The sequence below is a fragment of the Brevibacillus fortis genome (assembly GCF_046196545.1).
Taxonomy (GTDB): Bacteria; Bacillota; Bacilli; order Brevibacillales; family Brevibacillaceae; genus Brevibacillus; species Brevibacillus fortis_A.
In genome coordinates, this window is the sequence record NZ_CP176370.1 from 320,001 (window position 1) to 335,001 (window position 15,001).

Consider the following 15,001-nt stretch of genomic DNA (forward strand, 5'->3'; position numbering starts at 1 on the left):
CTAAACACGGCAGACTGTAAATCTGCTCCCTCCGGGTTCGGCGGTTCGAATCCGTCTCTCCCCACCATTTTTTTATTTTGCGGGTTGTTGGGGTATAGCCAAGCGGTAAGGCAACGGACTTTGACTCCGTCATTCCTAGGTTCAAATCCTAGTACCCCAGCCATTTTGCGAGCCATTAGCTCAGTTGGTAGAGCATCTGACTTTTAATCAGAGGGTCGAAGGTTCGAGTCCTTCATGGCTCACCAGTTTTTTAAAATCATAATAGGTGCCCTTAGCTCAGCTGGATAGAGCGTTTGACTACGAATCAAAAGGTCGGGAGTTCGAATCTCTCAGGGCACGCCACTTATCGGGAAGTAGCTCAGCTTGGTAGAGTACTTGGCTTGGGACCAAGGGGTCGCAGGTTCGAATCCTGTCTTCCCGACCATTTTTATATGCGGGTGTAGTTCAATGGTAGAACTCCAGCCTTCCAAGCTGGTCGCGTGGGTTCGATTCCCATCACCCGCTCCATATGCTTACTAGAAACGAGAAACCGAAATGGTTGCTCGTTTTTTTGTGTTTTGACAAAGCTTGTCCGACAGGTTATTTATGCAAAATCATGTCGAGTTGAGTCATTTTGCTTTCCGGGGCTACAATATAGGGGTAGAGAATGAATGAACGAAGGAAAGGGTGGCACTTCTATGAACAAAAACATGAGCATTGTTGGTGTACCGATGGATCTAGGTGCAGACCGCCGCGGAGTTGATATGGGACCTAGCGCTATCCGTTATGCAGGTGTGGTAGCACGCCTGGAAAAGATGGGTTTCAATATTGAAGACCGAGGAGATATTTTTGTCACACGTCCTCACCACTTCACCGAGACGGAAAACCATAAATACCTGGATGAAGTCGTGGAAGCCAATGAAAAGCTTGCCAATGTTGTAAGCGATATCATGACTGCTGGTCGATTCCCGCTTGTATTGGGTGGCGATCACAGCATTGCCCTTGGAACGATTGCAGGTGTGGCTAAGCATGTAAAAAACCTGGGTGTGATTTGGTTTGATGCTCATGGTGATTTGAATACGGGTGCCACTTCTCCATCGGGAAATATTCACGGTATGCCTTTGGCAGCGAGTTTGGGGTATGGGCATGAGCGTCTGACGAACATTGGGGGATATACTCCAAAGGTAAAGGCAGAAAACGTGGTCATCATCGGTGCGCGGGATCTGGATCAAGGTGAGCGTGAATTGATCAAGCGTATTGGGATGAAGGTTTTCACCATGCATGAAATTGATAAGTTGGGTATGGCTCGAGTCATGGATGAAGCAATCGTGCATGTGTCTAAAAATACAGATGGCGTGCATTTGAGTCTCGACTTGGATGGACTTGATCCACACGATGCTCCGGGAGTAGGGACGCCAGTAATAGGTGGTATCTCCTATCGTGAAGGGCATGTTTCATTGGAAATGCTGGCAGATGCAGATATTCTTTGTTCGGCAGAATTCGTAGAGGTCAACCCGATTCTAGACCGTGAAAACATGACAGCTCGCGTTGCGGTCGCCTTAATGAGTTCCGTTTTTGGTGATAAATTACTATAAAATAAATGAAGATCATCATGAAAAAAGAGAGGCTTTTGGCCCTCTTTTTTTGTTTTACCGCATCTTTACATTGATGGGGGAAAGCTGTACATTCTAAGGATGGAGACGAAGTTTATTTAATAGCTGGTCCAGTTGTACACTTAGCGTAACTAATTCTGGAGTAATGCAGGCTTGTTTTTTGTACTGATCGTTGAGTTCTTTTCGCAGCATTTCAATCTCGAGAAGAACGTCTTTTTTTGACAATCGTTGCACTCTCCTTTCCACCCGTGAGATAAATGAGCTATCATTACTTATATATAGAGGAAAGCCATACGCGTATTCCTCTATTTCCCAACAAATTATCTGCACAAACACTAGATTAAAAATGAAACCATATGCAGTATCATCCGTATATAGGATTACGGTATTGTGGGGAGGATCGCATGGATTTTGTAGAGAAACGGTTGACTCAGCGGGCAAAACGCGGAGACCGTGAAGCTTTTGCGGAGTTAATCGAGATTTATAAAGACAAGATATTTCAGCTCGCATATCGTATGGTGGGAAACCGTCAGGATGCAGAGGACATCGCGCAAGAAACATTTTTGCGTGTCTATGCCAATTTGCATTCATACGATGACAGCTATAAGTTCTCCACGTGGATCTACAGGATCGCGACCAATCTATGTATCGACCGTGGCCGGAAAAAACGACCTGACTTTTCATTGGATGAAGAAACCGAACCAGGGCAAGGCCTGGACTGGTATTCACGCCTGTCTTCTAACGAGCGAACACCGGAGGACAAAGTCGTAACGCATGAGCTGCAGGAGACGGTGCAAGATGCTTTGTCTCACTTACAGCCCAAATATCGCTCGATTATGATCTTGCGTTATATCGAGGATTTGTCGTTGCAGGAGATCAGCGATATCGTAAAGCTTCCCATAACGACAATCAAGACGCGTATTCACCGAGGAAGGGAAGCATTACGCAGCAAGTTGCGATTGATGTGAGAAAGGAGAAAATCACGATGGAATGCCGGGATATGATTTGCCTCATCCACGAATATCTAGATGGGGACACTGATGAATTAGCCAATCTGCAATTGCAAACACACATAAAGTCTTGTGTGAGTTGTCGTCAGCATATGCATGAGTTGCAGAGAGCCATCGCTTTTGTTCAAAGCGCTTCACATATTCATGTCTCTTCTGATTTTACAGCTCGTGTACTTGCGCAATTGCCTGCGCCGACGAAAGCGAATCTGTTATCAGGATGGCTTCGAAATCATCCGTTTTTGACAGCTGCAGCGGTATTTCTCTTTTTGATGACCGGCAGCGTATTCAACAGCTGGTTTGATCGGGATGACACTCTACAGGTATCCTCTGCTAATTTGGATAAATTAAAAATAGATCGTGAACGCAATGTCGTAGTTGTACCAGCAGGAACCAATATTAATGGAGACTTGGTCGTTCGCAACGGAAACGTAGATGTTCGAGGCCATGTAACAGGGAATGTTGTGGCCATTGAAGGAAAAGTGTTCGTGGCATCTACCGCCCAAGTCGTGGGAAATACCGAATCGATCGAAGCGATCGTAGATTGGATTTGGTATGAGGTGAAAAATATTGGAAATGACTTGCTTCCGATCTTGCCATAAGAGAAAATAGAGAGTACAGCTATCAGAGCACGGCAGTGGAGCCGTGCTTTTTCCGCAGGAGATAGACTGACTTCATTAGATGGAGCGAGATATGGGGGCTTCGTTATGATATCGATATCCATGGATTATGGGGATTTGCTACGGTATGCAACGGATATTTTACTCGTTACATACGTGTTCTATAAAATCATTATGCTTATTCGCGGGACGCGCGCTGTACAATTGCTGAAGGGGATTATGGTCATCGTCATCACATGGTTCCTCAGCAAATATTTTCAGCTGACGGCACTGCACGCGCTGATGAATCAAGCTTTTACATTTGGGGTTTTGGCGGTCGTCATCATCTTCCAACCGGAGTTGCGTCGAGCACTAGAGCAGCTTGGTCGAGGCAAGCTTTTTTCCCGTTCAAGCAGTACACAGGATGACGAGGCGGTTAGCCGCTTGGTTCAAGAGGTGGGCAAATCGGTTACGTACATGGCCAAACGTCGCATTGGTGCATTGATCGTCATTGAGAGAGAGACGGGTCTAAATGACTACGTGGAAACGGGTATTGGCATTAATGGGCGAGTCAGCTCGGAGCTGTTGATTAATATTTTCATCCCGAACACACCGTTGCATGATGGTGCAGTCATTATGCGAAAAGACATGATTATGGCTGCTGCCTGTTATCTTCCACTGTCTGAAAACAATTCCATCTCCAAGGAGTTGGGCACCCGCCATCGAGCGGCAATAGGGTTAAGTGAGGTTTCCGATGGCATCGCGATCATCGTATCCGAAGAGACTGGTCAGGTGTCCTTTGCCGCGCATGGAGCAATGAATCGCAATCTGACGGAGGCGCAACTGGCAGAGATGCTGACAGAACAGCTTCAGCCTCTGTCCAAAGGCAAATCCATGGGAAGTCGTTGGCAATGGAGGCGAAAACATGGATAAATGGTTAAACAGTCACTGGTTTGCACGTGCTGTTGCGTTGCTTTTGGCTATCATGACGTGGATGATTGTCAATCTGGAAGCCGAACAAACGACGACTCCTGAGGCAAGTCAGCCAACTTTTATTGATAGTGTCAATTTGCATGTGAAATACGATACCGATCGTTATCAGGTGGTCAAGCAGCAACGAACGGTAAAGGTCGCCTTGGAAAGCAATAATCCTTTTTATCGACACAATTTTTTCCCAGAGGAATCGTGGGAAGTGTATGTCGATGCGACGAACCTAGGCAAAGGAACACATCGTGTACCTGTCCAGTACAAGGGATTCCCGGATGAAGTCAAGGTAGGGATCATCCCGAATATCGTGGAAATTACCTTGGAAGAGAAGAAGACCGTTGAGCGTGAAGTTTCCGTGGAGAAATTGGGACAGGTCGCTCCTGGTTATACGGCTGGAGAGCCTATTGTGAAGCCGTTTAGAGCGCTTGTAAGGGTACCTGAAAGCCAAGTGAATAAGGTAGCAGCGGTTAAGGCTTCGGTTGACTTGGAAGGGGCTACTTCGCCAATCAAGACAACGATTCCGCTCAAAGTCGTTGACAAGTCTGGCAACGTGATTCAAGGGGCCGATGTGGTGCCACTTACGGTAGAAGTGAACATCCCCGTAACGAGTCCGTTTGCCAAAGTGCCCATCAAATTAAACTTGACGAATGAATTACCGAATGGCTATAGTTTGGCTAGTATGGGTATGAATGTGGAAGAGGTCACGGTCTATGGACCGAAGGAAGTCATTGATGGCATCAAATCCAGCACATACCCAGGCCCGGAAATCGATCTCGGCAACATTACATCAGATCGCGACATAGAGTTAAAGATACCGTTAATGGATAATATCGTGAAGGTCGAGCCGGAGTATGTGACCGTATCGCTGAAAGTCGTTCCATCAACGACCAAGCGTTTGGATAAGATTCCGATTCGCATTAGCGGGCTATCAGAAAGCATGGAAGCAAAGGTACTATCCACCGATGGCCAAGAGATGTCTACAATCGACTTCGACGTGATCGGCGCACCAGAAGTGCTGAATCAGTTGAGGCATGAAGACTTGCAGGTCGTAGCAGATGTCAGCAATATGCCGGCGGGTGTATACGAAGTACCATTGAATTACATCTTCAATCAGTCGGAGTATATCAAGACTTCTGCGAGCGCACCCAAAAAGGTCACAATTCAAATCACGAACAAGCAAAGGTAAACATAAGCTGTTGTGTGCACAAGGAAGGAAATGAGGGACAATCATGGGGAAGTATTTCGGAACTGACGGTGTACGCGGTGTAGCAAATACACAACTGACACCCGAACTGGCATTTAAAATCGGACGCGTTGGTGGTTACGTTCTCACCAGACACAAGCAGGAAGGGAAACCAAAAGTGGTGATTGGGCGCGATACGCGCATTTCCGGACAAATGCTGGAAAACGCACTTTTGGCTGGACTGTTATCGGTTGGAGCAGAAGTGGTCAGATTGGGTGTTATCTCCACCTCGGGGGTAGCGTATCTCACACGTGCACTTGGTGCAGATGCGGGTGTTATGATCTCCGCCTCTCACAATCCGTTTCCGGATAACGGAATCAAGTTCTTCGGCAGCAACGGTTTTAAACTGTCCGACGAAGTGGAAGCTGAAGTAGAACAGTATTTGGACGCGGCAGAGGATACCATGCCTCGACCAACAGGCGAACAAATCGGGACGGTACTGGAATTCCTGGAGGGTGGACAAAAGTACCTCTCTCACTTGAAGAGTACCGTATCTGAGCGATTTGACGGTCTGAAGGTAGTATTGGACTGTGCAAATGGTGCTGTCTCATCATTGGCAGCTCGTCTGTTTGCGGATGTGGACGCTGAAGTGATCACGATTGGTGCGAATCCGAATGGAATCAACATCAATGACCAGTGCGGTTCAACGCATCCTGAACGTCTAGTAGAAGAAGTTTTGAAGCATAAAGCTGACCTGGGTCTTTCCTTTGATGGGGACGCGGATCGCTGCATTGCAGTGGATAATAATGGTGAAATTATCGACGGCGACTATATTATGGCGATCTGTGCACGAGCACTTAAGGCAAAAGGAAAGCTTAACAACAATACAGTTGTCACGACCGTAATGGCCAACATGGGCTTCTTCAAAGGGATGGAAGAGTGCTCCATCAATACGACGAAGACTGCTGTAGGGGATCGCTACGTAGTAGAAGAGATGCTGCGCGGTGGCTATAATCTCGGTGGCGAACAATCCGGTCATATCGTCTTCCTGGACTATAATACGACAGGGGACGGCCTGTTAACGGGTCTGCAGCTCTTGAACATCATCAAGGAGTCTGGCAAGCCGTTGTCCGAGCTCAAACAAGTGATGGTCAAGTATCCGCAGCTTCTGATCAATGTCCGTGTAGAGGACAAGTCAAAGCTGAATGGCAATGAAGCCATTGCGCAGGCGATTCGTGAAGTGGAAGAAGATTTGGCTGGCAATGGTCGCGTTCTGGTTCGTCCATCCGGAACAGAGCCAATCGTACGTGTCATGGCAGAAGGTCCAGATGCGGCACAGTTGGAAGGTCTCGTGAATCGGATCGTTGACGTGGTCAAACAAGAATTGGTGTAAAATTAGTGTAAAAAGTTGCAGGGGAGCGGTTTCGATGCCGCTCCCTTTTGCATACAACTAAAATACGAAGACGAGATATTGTCGCTCTTCATAATCTGTGGTACAGTGTTCATGTGCGCTAGCACCAAGAAAGAAAAAAATGGGGGGATTGTGCGAAAAAGAACAAGCATCGTAAAATCAAATGCATACCATTGAAAAGCGCCAGCACTGAGGCTGCCCGACATGGAGCCCAGTGGACGAGGTGGAGGTTTATCGAAGCATTCGGCGGATACCTCCCGGCAGCAGTATCACTGCCGCAGAGCGCAGGGACAAAACATCAGGGTGATCTGATGGACAAAACCTTGCGTGTGATACGTTTTTTGCCATTGCCGAAATAGATGAAACAGCATGATCATATAAAAAACATGGAATGGCGGGGGACTTACCCCCGTACCATTGTTCGGGTCGAAGTCCCTCGCCAATTTGGAAGGGGACCATACACTTATGTGCGGAATCGTTGGATATATTGGAAATAAACAAGCGCAAGACATCGTGATCGGAGGACTTCGCAAGCTGGAGTATCGCGGCTATGATTCAGCAGGGGTTGCGGTCGTGAATGCAAAAGGATTGGAGTACTCAAAAGCTCAGGGTCGCCTGGCTGTTCTGGAAGGCCGTTTGGAGTCGAAGCCATTGACTGGTTCTATGGGAATCGGGCATACACGTTGGGCGACACACGGAAAACCGTCTGACGAGAACTCCCACCCACATACAGATGAGAAATCGGCTTTTGCAGTCGTTCACAACGGGATTATCGAAAACTTCCTGCCATTGAAAGAAGAGCTGCTGGCAAAAGGCTACACGTTCACTTCTGAGACAGATACCGAGGTTATCGCTCACTTGCTCGCGGACATGTACGATGGTGATATCGTTTCTACAGCGCGTCGTGCTGTTCAACGCATGCGTGGTGCCTATGCATTGGGAATCATGACAGAGCACGAGCCAGATAAGCTGGTAGCGATTCGTTTGGCTAGCCCATTGGTAGTTGGTGTGGGTCAAGGCGAGAGCTTTATCGGTTCGGATATCCCGGCTATTTTGGAGCATACACGTGACGTGTACATTTTGAACGAAGGCGAAATGGCTGTATTGACTCGCGATGGTGTGGAACTGATGAATGCAGAGACCGGCGAGAAAATCGAGCGGGAACTGTTCCATGTCGAGTGGGATCTGGTACAAGCGGAAAAAGGCGGATATGATTCCTTCATGCTCAAGGAAATGCACGAGCAGCCTCAAGCTGTTCGCGATACCATGGGTGCCCGCATTGACGAGGACAACAAGCGAGTAATTTTGCCTGAGCTGAAAATGAGTGATGCGGAACTGGCGACATACGATCGCATCTACATCGTGGCATGCGGTACTTCCATGCACGCAGGTCTCGTCGGTAAGGATGTTATCGAAAAATGGACTCGCGTACCTGTAGAGGTAGCAGTCGCTTCCGAGTTCCGTTACCGTGATCCGATCTACACAGACAAGACACTGATGATCGTCATCAGCCAATCGGGTGAGACAGCAGACACGCTGGCTGCGCTGCGTGAGGCGAAGAAGAGCAACGTGAAGGTATTGGCTATCACCAACGTGGTAGGCAGCTCTGTAGCTCGTGAAGCTGACGAAGTGATCTTTACGTGGGCGGGTCCAGAAGTAGCGGTAGCATCCACGAAAGCATACACCTCCCAAGTCGTTGCCCTGTACTTGTTCAGCCTGTATTTGGCTCAAGTAAAAGGCACCATGGCGGCTGCAGAGGTTGCTGAAGTCGTTGAGCACCTGAGCGAGATCCCTGGCAAAATCGCTGCCATGCTGGAGGACGATGATCAAATTCGTCGCTTTGCAGAGGGCACAAAAGAGGTAAGCAGCCTGTTCTTCATCGGCCGCAGCCTCGACTATGCGGTATCGCTGGAAGGCTCTCTGAAGCTGAAGGAAATCTCCTACATTCACTCCGAGGCGTATCCAGCTGGTGAGCTGAAACACGGTACTCTTGCGCTGATTGAAGATAATGTTCCAGTTGTAGCTTTGGCTACGCAACCAGACATCTACGAAAAAACGGTAAGCAACATCGTGGAAGTAAAAGCTCGCGGCGCTCATGTACTGGGCTTTGCGACTGAAGGCAACCACGACCTGGCGAAGAGTGTGGATGAGGTTATTTACATGCCAGCCACTCTGCCAATGCTCACACCGATTCTGACCGTCATTCCATTGCAATTGCTTGCTTACTACGCTTCTGTCGCTCGTGGCCTTGACGTGGATAAACCACGGAACTTGGCGAAGAGTGTGACGGTTGAATAGGATTGAAGGGAATAAGAACATCCTTGTGTGTTTGTTGACATTAGAGTAAGTAAATTTACATTAGAGTTAGTTTATTTACATTAGACTTGGTAAAGAGTATAAAGTTTTTCTTTGCGATTAAAGTCATGTTAATAAGTCGAGTGAAATTCAGGTATGCACATCTGTTTTTCCTCGGCTTATTTTTATCGATATTAATGTTTGTTACTAATTAATAAACTTTGATTGCATACTCTTTCAAAATTTATAAATAATTGCAAATTGCCAAACCCCGCCACAAGCTCTATCAGAGTCGAGGCGGGGTTCAACGGTATAACGTGCTTTTTAACTTCTATGGTTCCTCATTTGCAAACATCTCCAACGTAGCTATAAGAATGTCTTTCTTTTCAATATAGTAGTCTGCATATGGAGACGTTATTAGATTCATACCTTCAATCATTGTACAAAAATCCAAAACAGGTATAGGGCGTCCGATTCCTAGGGCAGCACCTACTGTCGATAGTAATGCCAGTAAACGAACCGGGTTCCATTCCCATTCCAAGAGTTGAAGAAGTTGGATGGCACTAGAAGCTCTTTTTGTTTGCTCGAGCGTATATACTTCGGGGAATCGCCCTTCCGTCTTGTAGGCATGGAAAAACTCGTTGTAGTAAGCTTCTGCTGCGAAATCGATATCTCGGTACATTTCTCCAAAATCCGTGTAAGGTTGACTTTCATTCTTCATTACTGCCACACCAACCTTTCTTATAGCATGAAGTCATTGTATCAGAAAAAATTGATAGTAATAGAGTAAAAACAAACCTCAACCCTCACAATTATGTGAGCGGAGAGGTTTGTTTCAGTTTTTACGAAATGAGAATATTCACTCGGAAGAGTAAGTAGACATCCTAATCAAGTGGGGTGTATGGGAAAAAGTGATGACCCCTTAATTTCGCCATCCGGCCCGCCTAACATTCCTAAAGGTTAACCTTCAATATTTCCCGATGCCAAAAAGCCCTCTCAACTGAGAGGGCTTCAGATTCAGTATCGGATTCCCTTTTTTCATGCTGTTTTTTTTCGTTTCCAGCTATCACAGTAAGTTTGCGTCACCAAATGAAGGTAATAGAAATTTATGGTCGATAGGCGATGACATCACGATCAGCGTCGTGTAAGTTCCGTATTTATCAGATTGATTTCCGAATTCCTCGAGGGCTTGGGTGGACTCGGTCATGACTTTCAAGAGGTAATTGTGTTCTCCACTGATACGATAACATTCCACAACATCGGGAGTGGAGCGGCAAAAATCAAGGAAAGCGTGACAATCTCTCGTATGAAACAGGATAAAGGCTACCGTATGCTTTCCCACTTTTTCAGGGGAAATGATGGTGCGATACTCGCTTATGACCCCTTTTTCCTCCAAACGTTTCACCCTCTCCGTCACCGCGGGCTGTGATAATCCTACAAATTTTCCGAGGTCGGTCATGGAAATCCTCGCTTGGTTTTGCAGGTGGTAAAGGATTTGCTTATCAACGTGATCCATCAATATCGTCTCCTTTTGATTTATAAGTATTTGCTATCAAACTTCTTGAATTTATTCGTGAAGAAGCACATCTAACTTGATTACCTTATGTAATTACCTTAACTAATTTTATAAAATTAACTTACAATAGTAAAGCGATGAAGGCTTTAACTATTCCGAAAGGATGAAAAGAGTTGAGTAAACTTTATGCAAGAAAAAATGATCTGGAACATTTGGCAGATCGTATTGATGAGGTCATCGAGCGAACGCTGTAAGAGAAGCGATTGGTTGGTGCGGTCATTAAAGTAGCGATAGATGGGGAACTGGTTTATAGCCGTGCAGCCGGTTTTGCTGACCGAGAGGAAAATCGGCCCATGAGAGAAGAGACGTTATTCCGGCTGGCATCGGTAACAAAACCCATCGTTTCAACGGCTGCTCTCGTGCTCGTTGCGCAAGGGCGGTTACAACTTGACGACCGCGTTGATCGTTGGCTGCCGGAGTTTCGACCGCGTTTGAAAAACGGTGAGTACGCAACAATAACAGTTCGACACCTAATGACGCACACCGCGGGTCTGACATACCGCTTCTTTCAAGAGGAAAATGGTTCCTATCAACGAGCCGGGGTATCGGATGGCATGGATCAGTCGGTTATCACGCTGGAAGAAAACTTGCGTCGGATAGCCTCTGTTCCCCTTCTCTCTACGCCGGGAACCGAGTGGAGATATTCCATTGCGACCGATGTGTTAGGGGCAGTCATTGCAAAAGTTACAGAAACACCGCTTGATGAGGCTATCCATTCGCTGGTAACAGGACCGCTTACGATGCATGATACGGGTTTTACTGCAATAGACCCCGAAAGACTGGCAACGGCTTATGCCAATAATCTGCCAGAGCTTCGACCTTTGCTTGATCCCGACCACCTTCCGTTTATAGAGGGCACGGCGGGCTTCCGGCTTTCCCCTGGTCGGGCACTTGATAGCGCAGCTTTTCCTTCTGGCGGAGCAGGCATGGTTGGCAGTGCCGGGGATTTTCTACAATTGCTGGAAACATTGCGCAAGGGAGGGTCTCCGCTTTTGCCAGAGTCTTTGGTTCGCGAATTGACCACCAATCAGATTGGTGATCTGCCAATGGCCTATTGGCCAGGTCGCGGGTTTGGTCTTGGTTTTACGCTGCTCAAGGATCCTGTCGCCGCAAACACCCCTGAATCTCCAGGCACATGGCGTATGGGGGGCACATATGGTCACTCATGGTTTGTCGATCCCTTGCAGCGGCTCAGCGTCGTGGCGTTCACCAATACCGCTCTGGAAGGCATGTCCGGCCAGTTTACGGTTGACCTTTGTGAAGCTGTATATAACAGGAATAAGTAATCGAAAACGAACACAAGAGCCTTGGTCTAGAAGAAACAAGCCAAGGCTCTTGTACAGAATTTGAATAAACTGGACTGTACAGCAATCGTTTCATATCAAACCGTAAAGAGAGGTGCCTACGTCATGTACCAGAATACAACTACCTCGACAAAGAGTGTCTCCGGTGCTCTCCCATCCGACAGTCTTCCCTGGTCCGGCTTACTGGCCCTTGCTATGGCGGGATTCGTCTGTATTCTCACCGAAACGATTCCGGCTGGCTTGCTGCTTCAGATAAGCGAGGGGCTTGGAGTATCGGAGGTCCTGGCGGGTCAGCTTGTCACCTTGTACGCCCTTGGCTCACTATCAGCTGCGATTCCATTGACAGCAGCGACGCGCGGATGGCAACGGCGACCGCTTTTACTGATGTGCATCCTTGGATTTTTCGTTTTCAACTCGATCACCACTCTGTCTTCCAGCTATACGCTGACGCTGGTTGCTCGATTTTTCGCGGGTGTTTCCGCTGGCGTATTGTGGGGGATGATTGCAGGCTATGCTCGTCGGATGGTGCAAGAATCGCTGAAAGGGCGGGCAATGGCGGTGGCTATGGTAGGGACCCCTCTCGCTCTGGCGCTTGGTGTCCCTGCTGGAACATTTCTCGGTGCTCTTATTGGCTGGCGCTTGGTGTTCGGTATCATGTCACTACTGGCTTTGATGCTGGTTGTATGGGTACTTTGGAAGCTGCCAGACTATCCTGGAGAGAATGTGGATAAACGGCTCCCCCTCCACCAGATCTTTGTTATCCCCGGGGTGAGGCCGGTACTGTTTGTCGTAATTACCTGGGTTCTAGCCCATAACATTCTCTATACTTATATTGCACCATATCTTGCTCAGGCTGGATTATCAGAGCGTATTGATTGGGTATTACTCATTTTTGGAATGACTTCGCTGGTTGGGATCTGGGGTATTGGTGTGTTGATTGATCGAAAATTACGACCTCTGGTTCTGATCAGCCTCATCGTATTCGCCACGGCGTCTTTTGTTCTTGGTATAGGCAGCGGCCATCCCATCGTGATTTATCTAATGGTAGCTCTGTGGGGATTGACGTTTGGAGGGGCAGCGACTTTGCTACAGACTGCACTAGCTGATGCTGCGGGCGAGAATGCAAATGTGGCCCAGTCCATGCTCGTGACGGCGTGGAACCTGGCCATCGGTGGAGGCGGGATGTTAGGCGGAGTCCTTATCGAAATAATGGATCCCAGCTCCTTACCTTGGGCTTTGTTTATTTTGCTCATCCTTGCGCTTCTAGTAGCTTGGCGTGCAAGCAAGCACGGATTTCCTTCAAAATGAAGACCTAGCTCTAGACAGGACAGGATACCTTCTATCCTATTTGCGTTTACACTTAATAAAAACGGCGATATTCCAGGTGTTCGTAGAAAATAAAGTAGACTATTCAATACTTCCGTACAAAAAGCCAGTCCAACCACTGAACTGCACCCCATTTGTTAGACAAACCTAACAATTGGAGGGCAGTTTTTTTATGGATAAATTTTCTGCGGACGATAAGTTATCAGCAGTTCTACGCTATGTAGTCGGCAGAGAAACTCATGCTTCCATTGCTGCTTCTATTGGTTCAACGAAAAGTATGTTTTATTTCGCTTTCATGGCTCTTCTTGGCTGCTTCGTTCTCTTTTCACTGATCGCCATGGAAATAAATATGATGACGAGAGCAACGATTGCATTCCAGGTCAACTGATCACCGAGGATAATAGACCCGAGTAAAACACCGAACAGAGGGACTAAGTAATTCGTGAGCGAAGCAAAAGTAGCGCCTGTTCTTTTGATCAGCGTATTGTACATCATGTAGACGATCCCGGCTTGGAACACACCTAATATGAACACATAGATGACTTGCTGCCAGTTCAAACGTACGCCGAATGGATCTTCATAAATAAAAGCCAGTGGGATTAACACGACGGACGCAATCCAAAGCACGTTTCGCATGGCTAAAATGGAAGACATCGGTGGCAGACGCTTGATTAAGAGCAGAGACGCAGAAAAGCTAATTGAAGCGCCCAATAAAGCGATATAGCCCACCGAGCTTCCTCCAAGGGCAAAAGAAGAGAAATCGGGAGAAAACAGCAGGCACAATCCGGCGAACCCCAATAATATGCTCAACCATTTGTTGAGTGGGAGCTTTTCGCTCGGGGAAAAGATTTTGACAAACAGAATTGTAAATATAGGTCCTGTGCCGAGTAAAATAGAAGCTGTGCTGCTGTTAATAAACTGCTGTCCATAACCGATCAGGATAAAGGGAACAACCGCTTCGAGTAATCCGACCCAGATGAATAACTTCCACGCTTTTGCTGGTTCAGATATGCTCTCTTTATTACGTGACAATCCATATAGGACAGCGAGTGTGATCGCGCCCAATAATGCTTTACACGCGGCTAATGTAACGGGTGGAATTGAGCTGATTACCAGATCGACGAAGAAAAATTGCGAACCCCAAATCAGCCCTATCCCGAGTAACAGTAAGTAATTCGTTCTGTTCATGAGACAAGCCCTCACTTTGTAAATAATGGTATGTGGTGTGCTTGCATGCGAAGCGGTCAGTCTAGCGCTTGCCCTCATAGTAATGGCAGTAGGCCACGTGCTTCAAACAGAAAAATAGCTATCTGTATCGGTACAGACATTGACGGCACGGTGACGGCTGCGGGTGATAATAAATATGGCCAATGTGATGTAAGCGGCTGGCGTGGCATCCAACTGCCCGAAAATTAGTTTTCAATATTAATAATAAAATACACAGCAACTTAAACAGCAGCGGTAGTCTTAGACTTAATTTTCAAAGTCTTAAACCACCGCTTTTTCTATTAATGGATCAGTCTAAAACATTACTATCATCAGACAGTACCCTAAATTTTTTGGAAGGATAGTTGTGTCTTAGTACTGGAATGGGGAAAAGAGAGTTTTAGAGTCGGTCCGATAATTATTGGTGCCTCCGGGCCATTTTCCTAGATCTTTTGTATTCATCGAAACCCCGTTCGTATGCGTAATCCTCTCCAGTAGTTACAAAGTAGGAAAAT

At 47.0% G+C, this 15,001-nt stretch carries 13 protein-coding genes and 6 tRNA genes (1 of these 19 running past the window's edge); 15 read left to right on the top strand and 4 right to left on the bottom strand.

Features of this window, described 5'->3' with window-relative positions; translation table 11 throughout:
- The 7 genes from ACKKE8_RS01955 to rocF form a co-directional block, all read left to right on the top strand.
- Positions 1-67: transfer RNA gene (locus ACKKE8_RS01955), tRNA-Tyr, on the top strand; it begins 18 nt to the left of the window's first position.
- Positions 68-88: 21 nt separating this feature from the next.
- Positions 89-163: transfer RNA gene (locus ACKKE8_RS01960), tRNA-Gln, on the top strand.
- 6 nt (positions 164-169) lie between these two features.
- Positions 170-245 (top strand) — tRNA-Lys (locus ACKKE8_RS01965).
- Positions 246-265: 20 nt separating this feature from the next.
- A tRNA-Arg gene (locus tag ACKKE8_RS01970) sits at positions 266-342 on the top strand.
- Between the two features lie 5 nt (positions 343-347).
- Positions 348-424, top strand: a tRNA-Pro gene (locus ACKKE8_RS01975).
- A gap of 9 nt (positions 425-433) precedes the next feature.
- Positions 434-507 (top strand) — tRNA-Gly (locus ACKKE8_RS01980).
- 170 nt (positions 508-677) lie between these two features.
- Entirely contained in the window at positions 678-1,574 is an 897-nt protein-coding gene (gene rocF / locus ACKKE8_RS01985; RefSeq protein WP_409179058.1) for an arginase, read from the top strand.
- 93 nt (positions 1,575-1,667) lie between these two features.
- Here rocF and ACKKE8_RS01990 read toward each other — a convergent pair whose 3' ends face one another.
- Positions 1,668-1,826, bottom strand: coding sequence for an aspartyl-phosphate phosphatase Spo0E family protein (locus ACKKE8_RS01990; RefSeq protein WP_007725277.1), 159 nt, complete (start codon positions 1,824-1,826; stop codon positions 1,668-1,670).
- 170 nt (positions 1,827-1,996) lie between these two features.
- Between ACKKE8_RS01990 and sigW the strand changes: the two genes are divergently transcribed.
- The 6 genes from sigW (at position 1,997) to glmS (ending at position 9,077) form a co-directional block, all read left to right on the top strand.
- Complete coding sequence (gene sigW / locus ACKKE8_RS01995) at positions 1,997-2,560, top strand: RNA polymerase sigma factor SigW (protein WP_409176695.1); 564 nt, start codon at positions 1,997-1,999, stop codon at positions 2,558-2,560.
- 17 nt (positions 2,561-2,577) lie between these two features.
- Positions 2,578-3,201, top strand: a complete 624-nt coding sequence (locus ACKKE8_RS02000) for a zf-HC2 domain-containing protein (protein WP_409176696.1) — start codon at positions 2,578-2,580, stop codon at positions 3,199-3,201.
- Between the two features lie 105 nt (positions 3,202-3,306).
- Positions 3,307-4,131: a diadenylate cyclase CdaA gene (cdaA, locus tag ACKKE8_RS02005; protein ID WP_007725283.1), complete on the top strand. Its 825-nt coding sequence runs from the start codon at positions 3,307-3,309 to the stop codon at positions 4,129-4,131.
- Entirely contained in the window at positions 4,124-5,371 is a 1,248-nt protein-coding gene (locus ACKKE8_RS02010) for a YbbR-like domain-containing protein (RefSeq protein WP_409176697.1), read from the top strand. The genes cdaA and ACKKE8_RS02010 overlap by 8 nt, the downstream gene beginning before the upstream one ends.
- 43 nt (positions 5,372-5,414) lie before the next feature.
- The gene (gene glmM / locus ACKKE8_RS02015) at positions 5,415-6,761 is read left to right on the top strand and encodes a phosphoglucosamine mutase (protein ID WP_289675667.1); all 1,347 of its coding nucleotides are present in this window, start codon (positions 5,415-5,417) and stop codon (positions 6,759-6,761) included.
- Between the two features lie 483 nt (positions 6,762-7,244).
- Positions 7,245-9,077 carry a glutamine--fructose-6-phosphate transaminase (isomerizing) gene (glmS, locus tag ACKKE8_RS02020; protein WP_409176698.1) on the top strand — a complete coding sequence of 611 codons (1,833 nt, stop codon included), beginning with the start codon at positions 7,245-7,247 and terminating at the stop codon, positions 9,075-9,077.
- Between the two features lie 328 nt (positions 9,078-9,405).
- Here glmS and ACKKE8_RS02025 read toward each other — a convergent pair whose 3' ends face one another.
- Positions 9,406-9,795 carry a hypothetical protein gene (locus ACKKE8_RS02025; RefSeq protein ID WP_409179059.1) on the bottom strand — a complete coding sequence of 130 codons (390 nt, stop codon included), beginning with the start codon at positions 9,793-9,795 and terminating at the stop codon, positions 9,406-9,408.
- A gap of 345 nt (positions 9,796-10,140) precedes the next feature.
- Entirely contained in the window at positions 10,141-10,590 is a 450-nt protein-coding gene (locus tag ACKKE8_RS02030; protein ID WP_409176699.1) for an Lrp/AsnC family transcriptional regulator, read from the bottom strand.
- Positions 10,591-10,853: 263 nt separating this feature from the next.
- Here ACKKE8_RS02030 and ACKKE8_RS02035 point away from each other — a divergent pair, with 263 nt between their 5' ends.
- Entirely contained in the window at positions 10,854-11,936 is a 1,083-nt protein-coding gene (locus ACKKE8_RS02035; protein WP_409176700.1) for a serine hydrolase domain-containing protein, read from the top strand.
- A 123-nt stretch (positions 11,937-12,059) separates the two neighbouring features.
- On the top strand, positions 12,060-13,262 hold the full coding sequence (locus tag ACKKE8_RS02040) for an MFS transporter (protein ID WP_409176701.1): 1,203 nt from the start codon (positions 12,060-12,062) through the stop codon (positions 13,260-13,262).
- A gap of 300 nt (positions 13,263-13,562) precedes the next feature.
- On the opposite strand, the gene ACKKE8_RS02045 is transcribed toward ACKKE8_RS02040, so the two are convergent.
- Complete coding sequence (locus tag ACKKE8_RS02045; protein WP_409176702.1) at positions 13,563-14,468, bottom strand: DMT family transporter; 906 nt, start codon at positions 14,466-14,468, stop codon at positions 13,563-13,565.
- Positions 14,469-15,001: the final 533 nt, after the last annotated feature.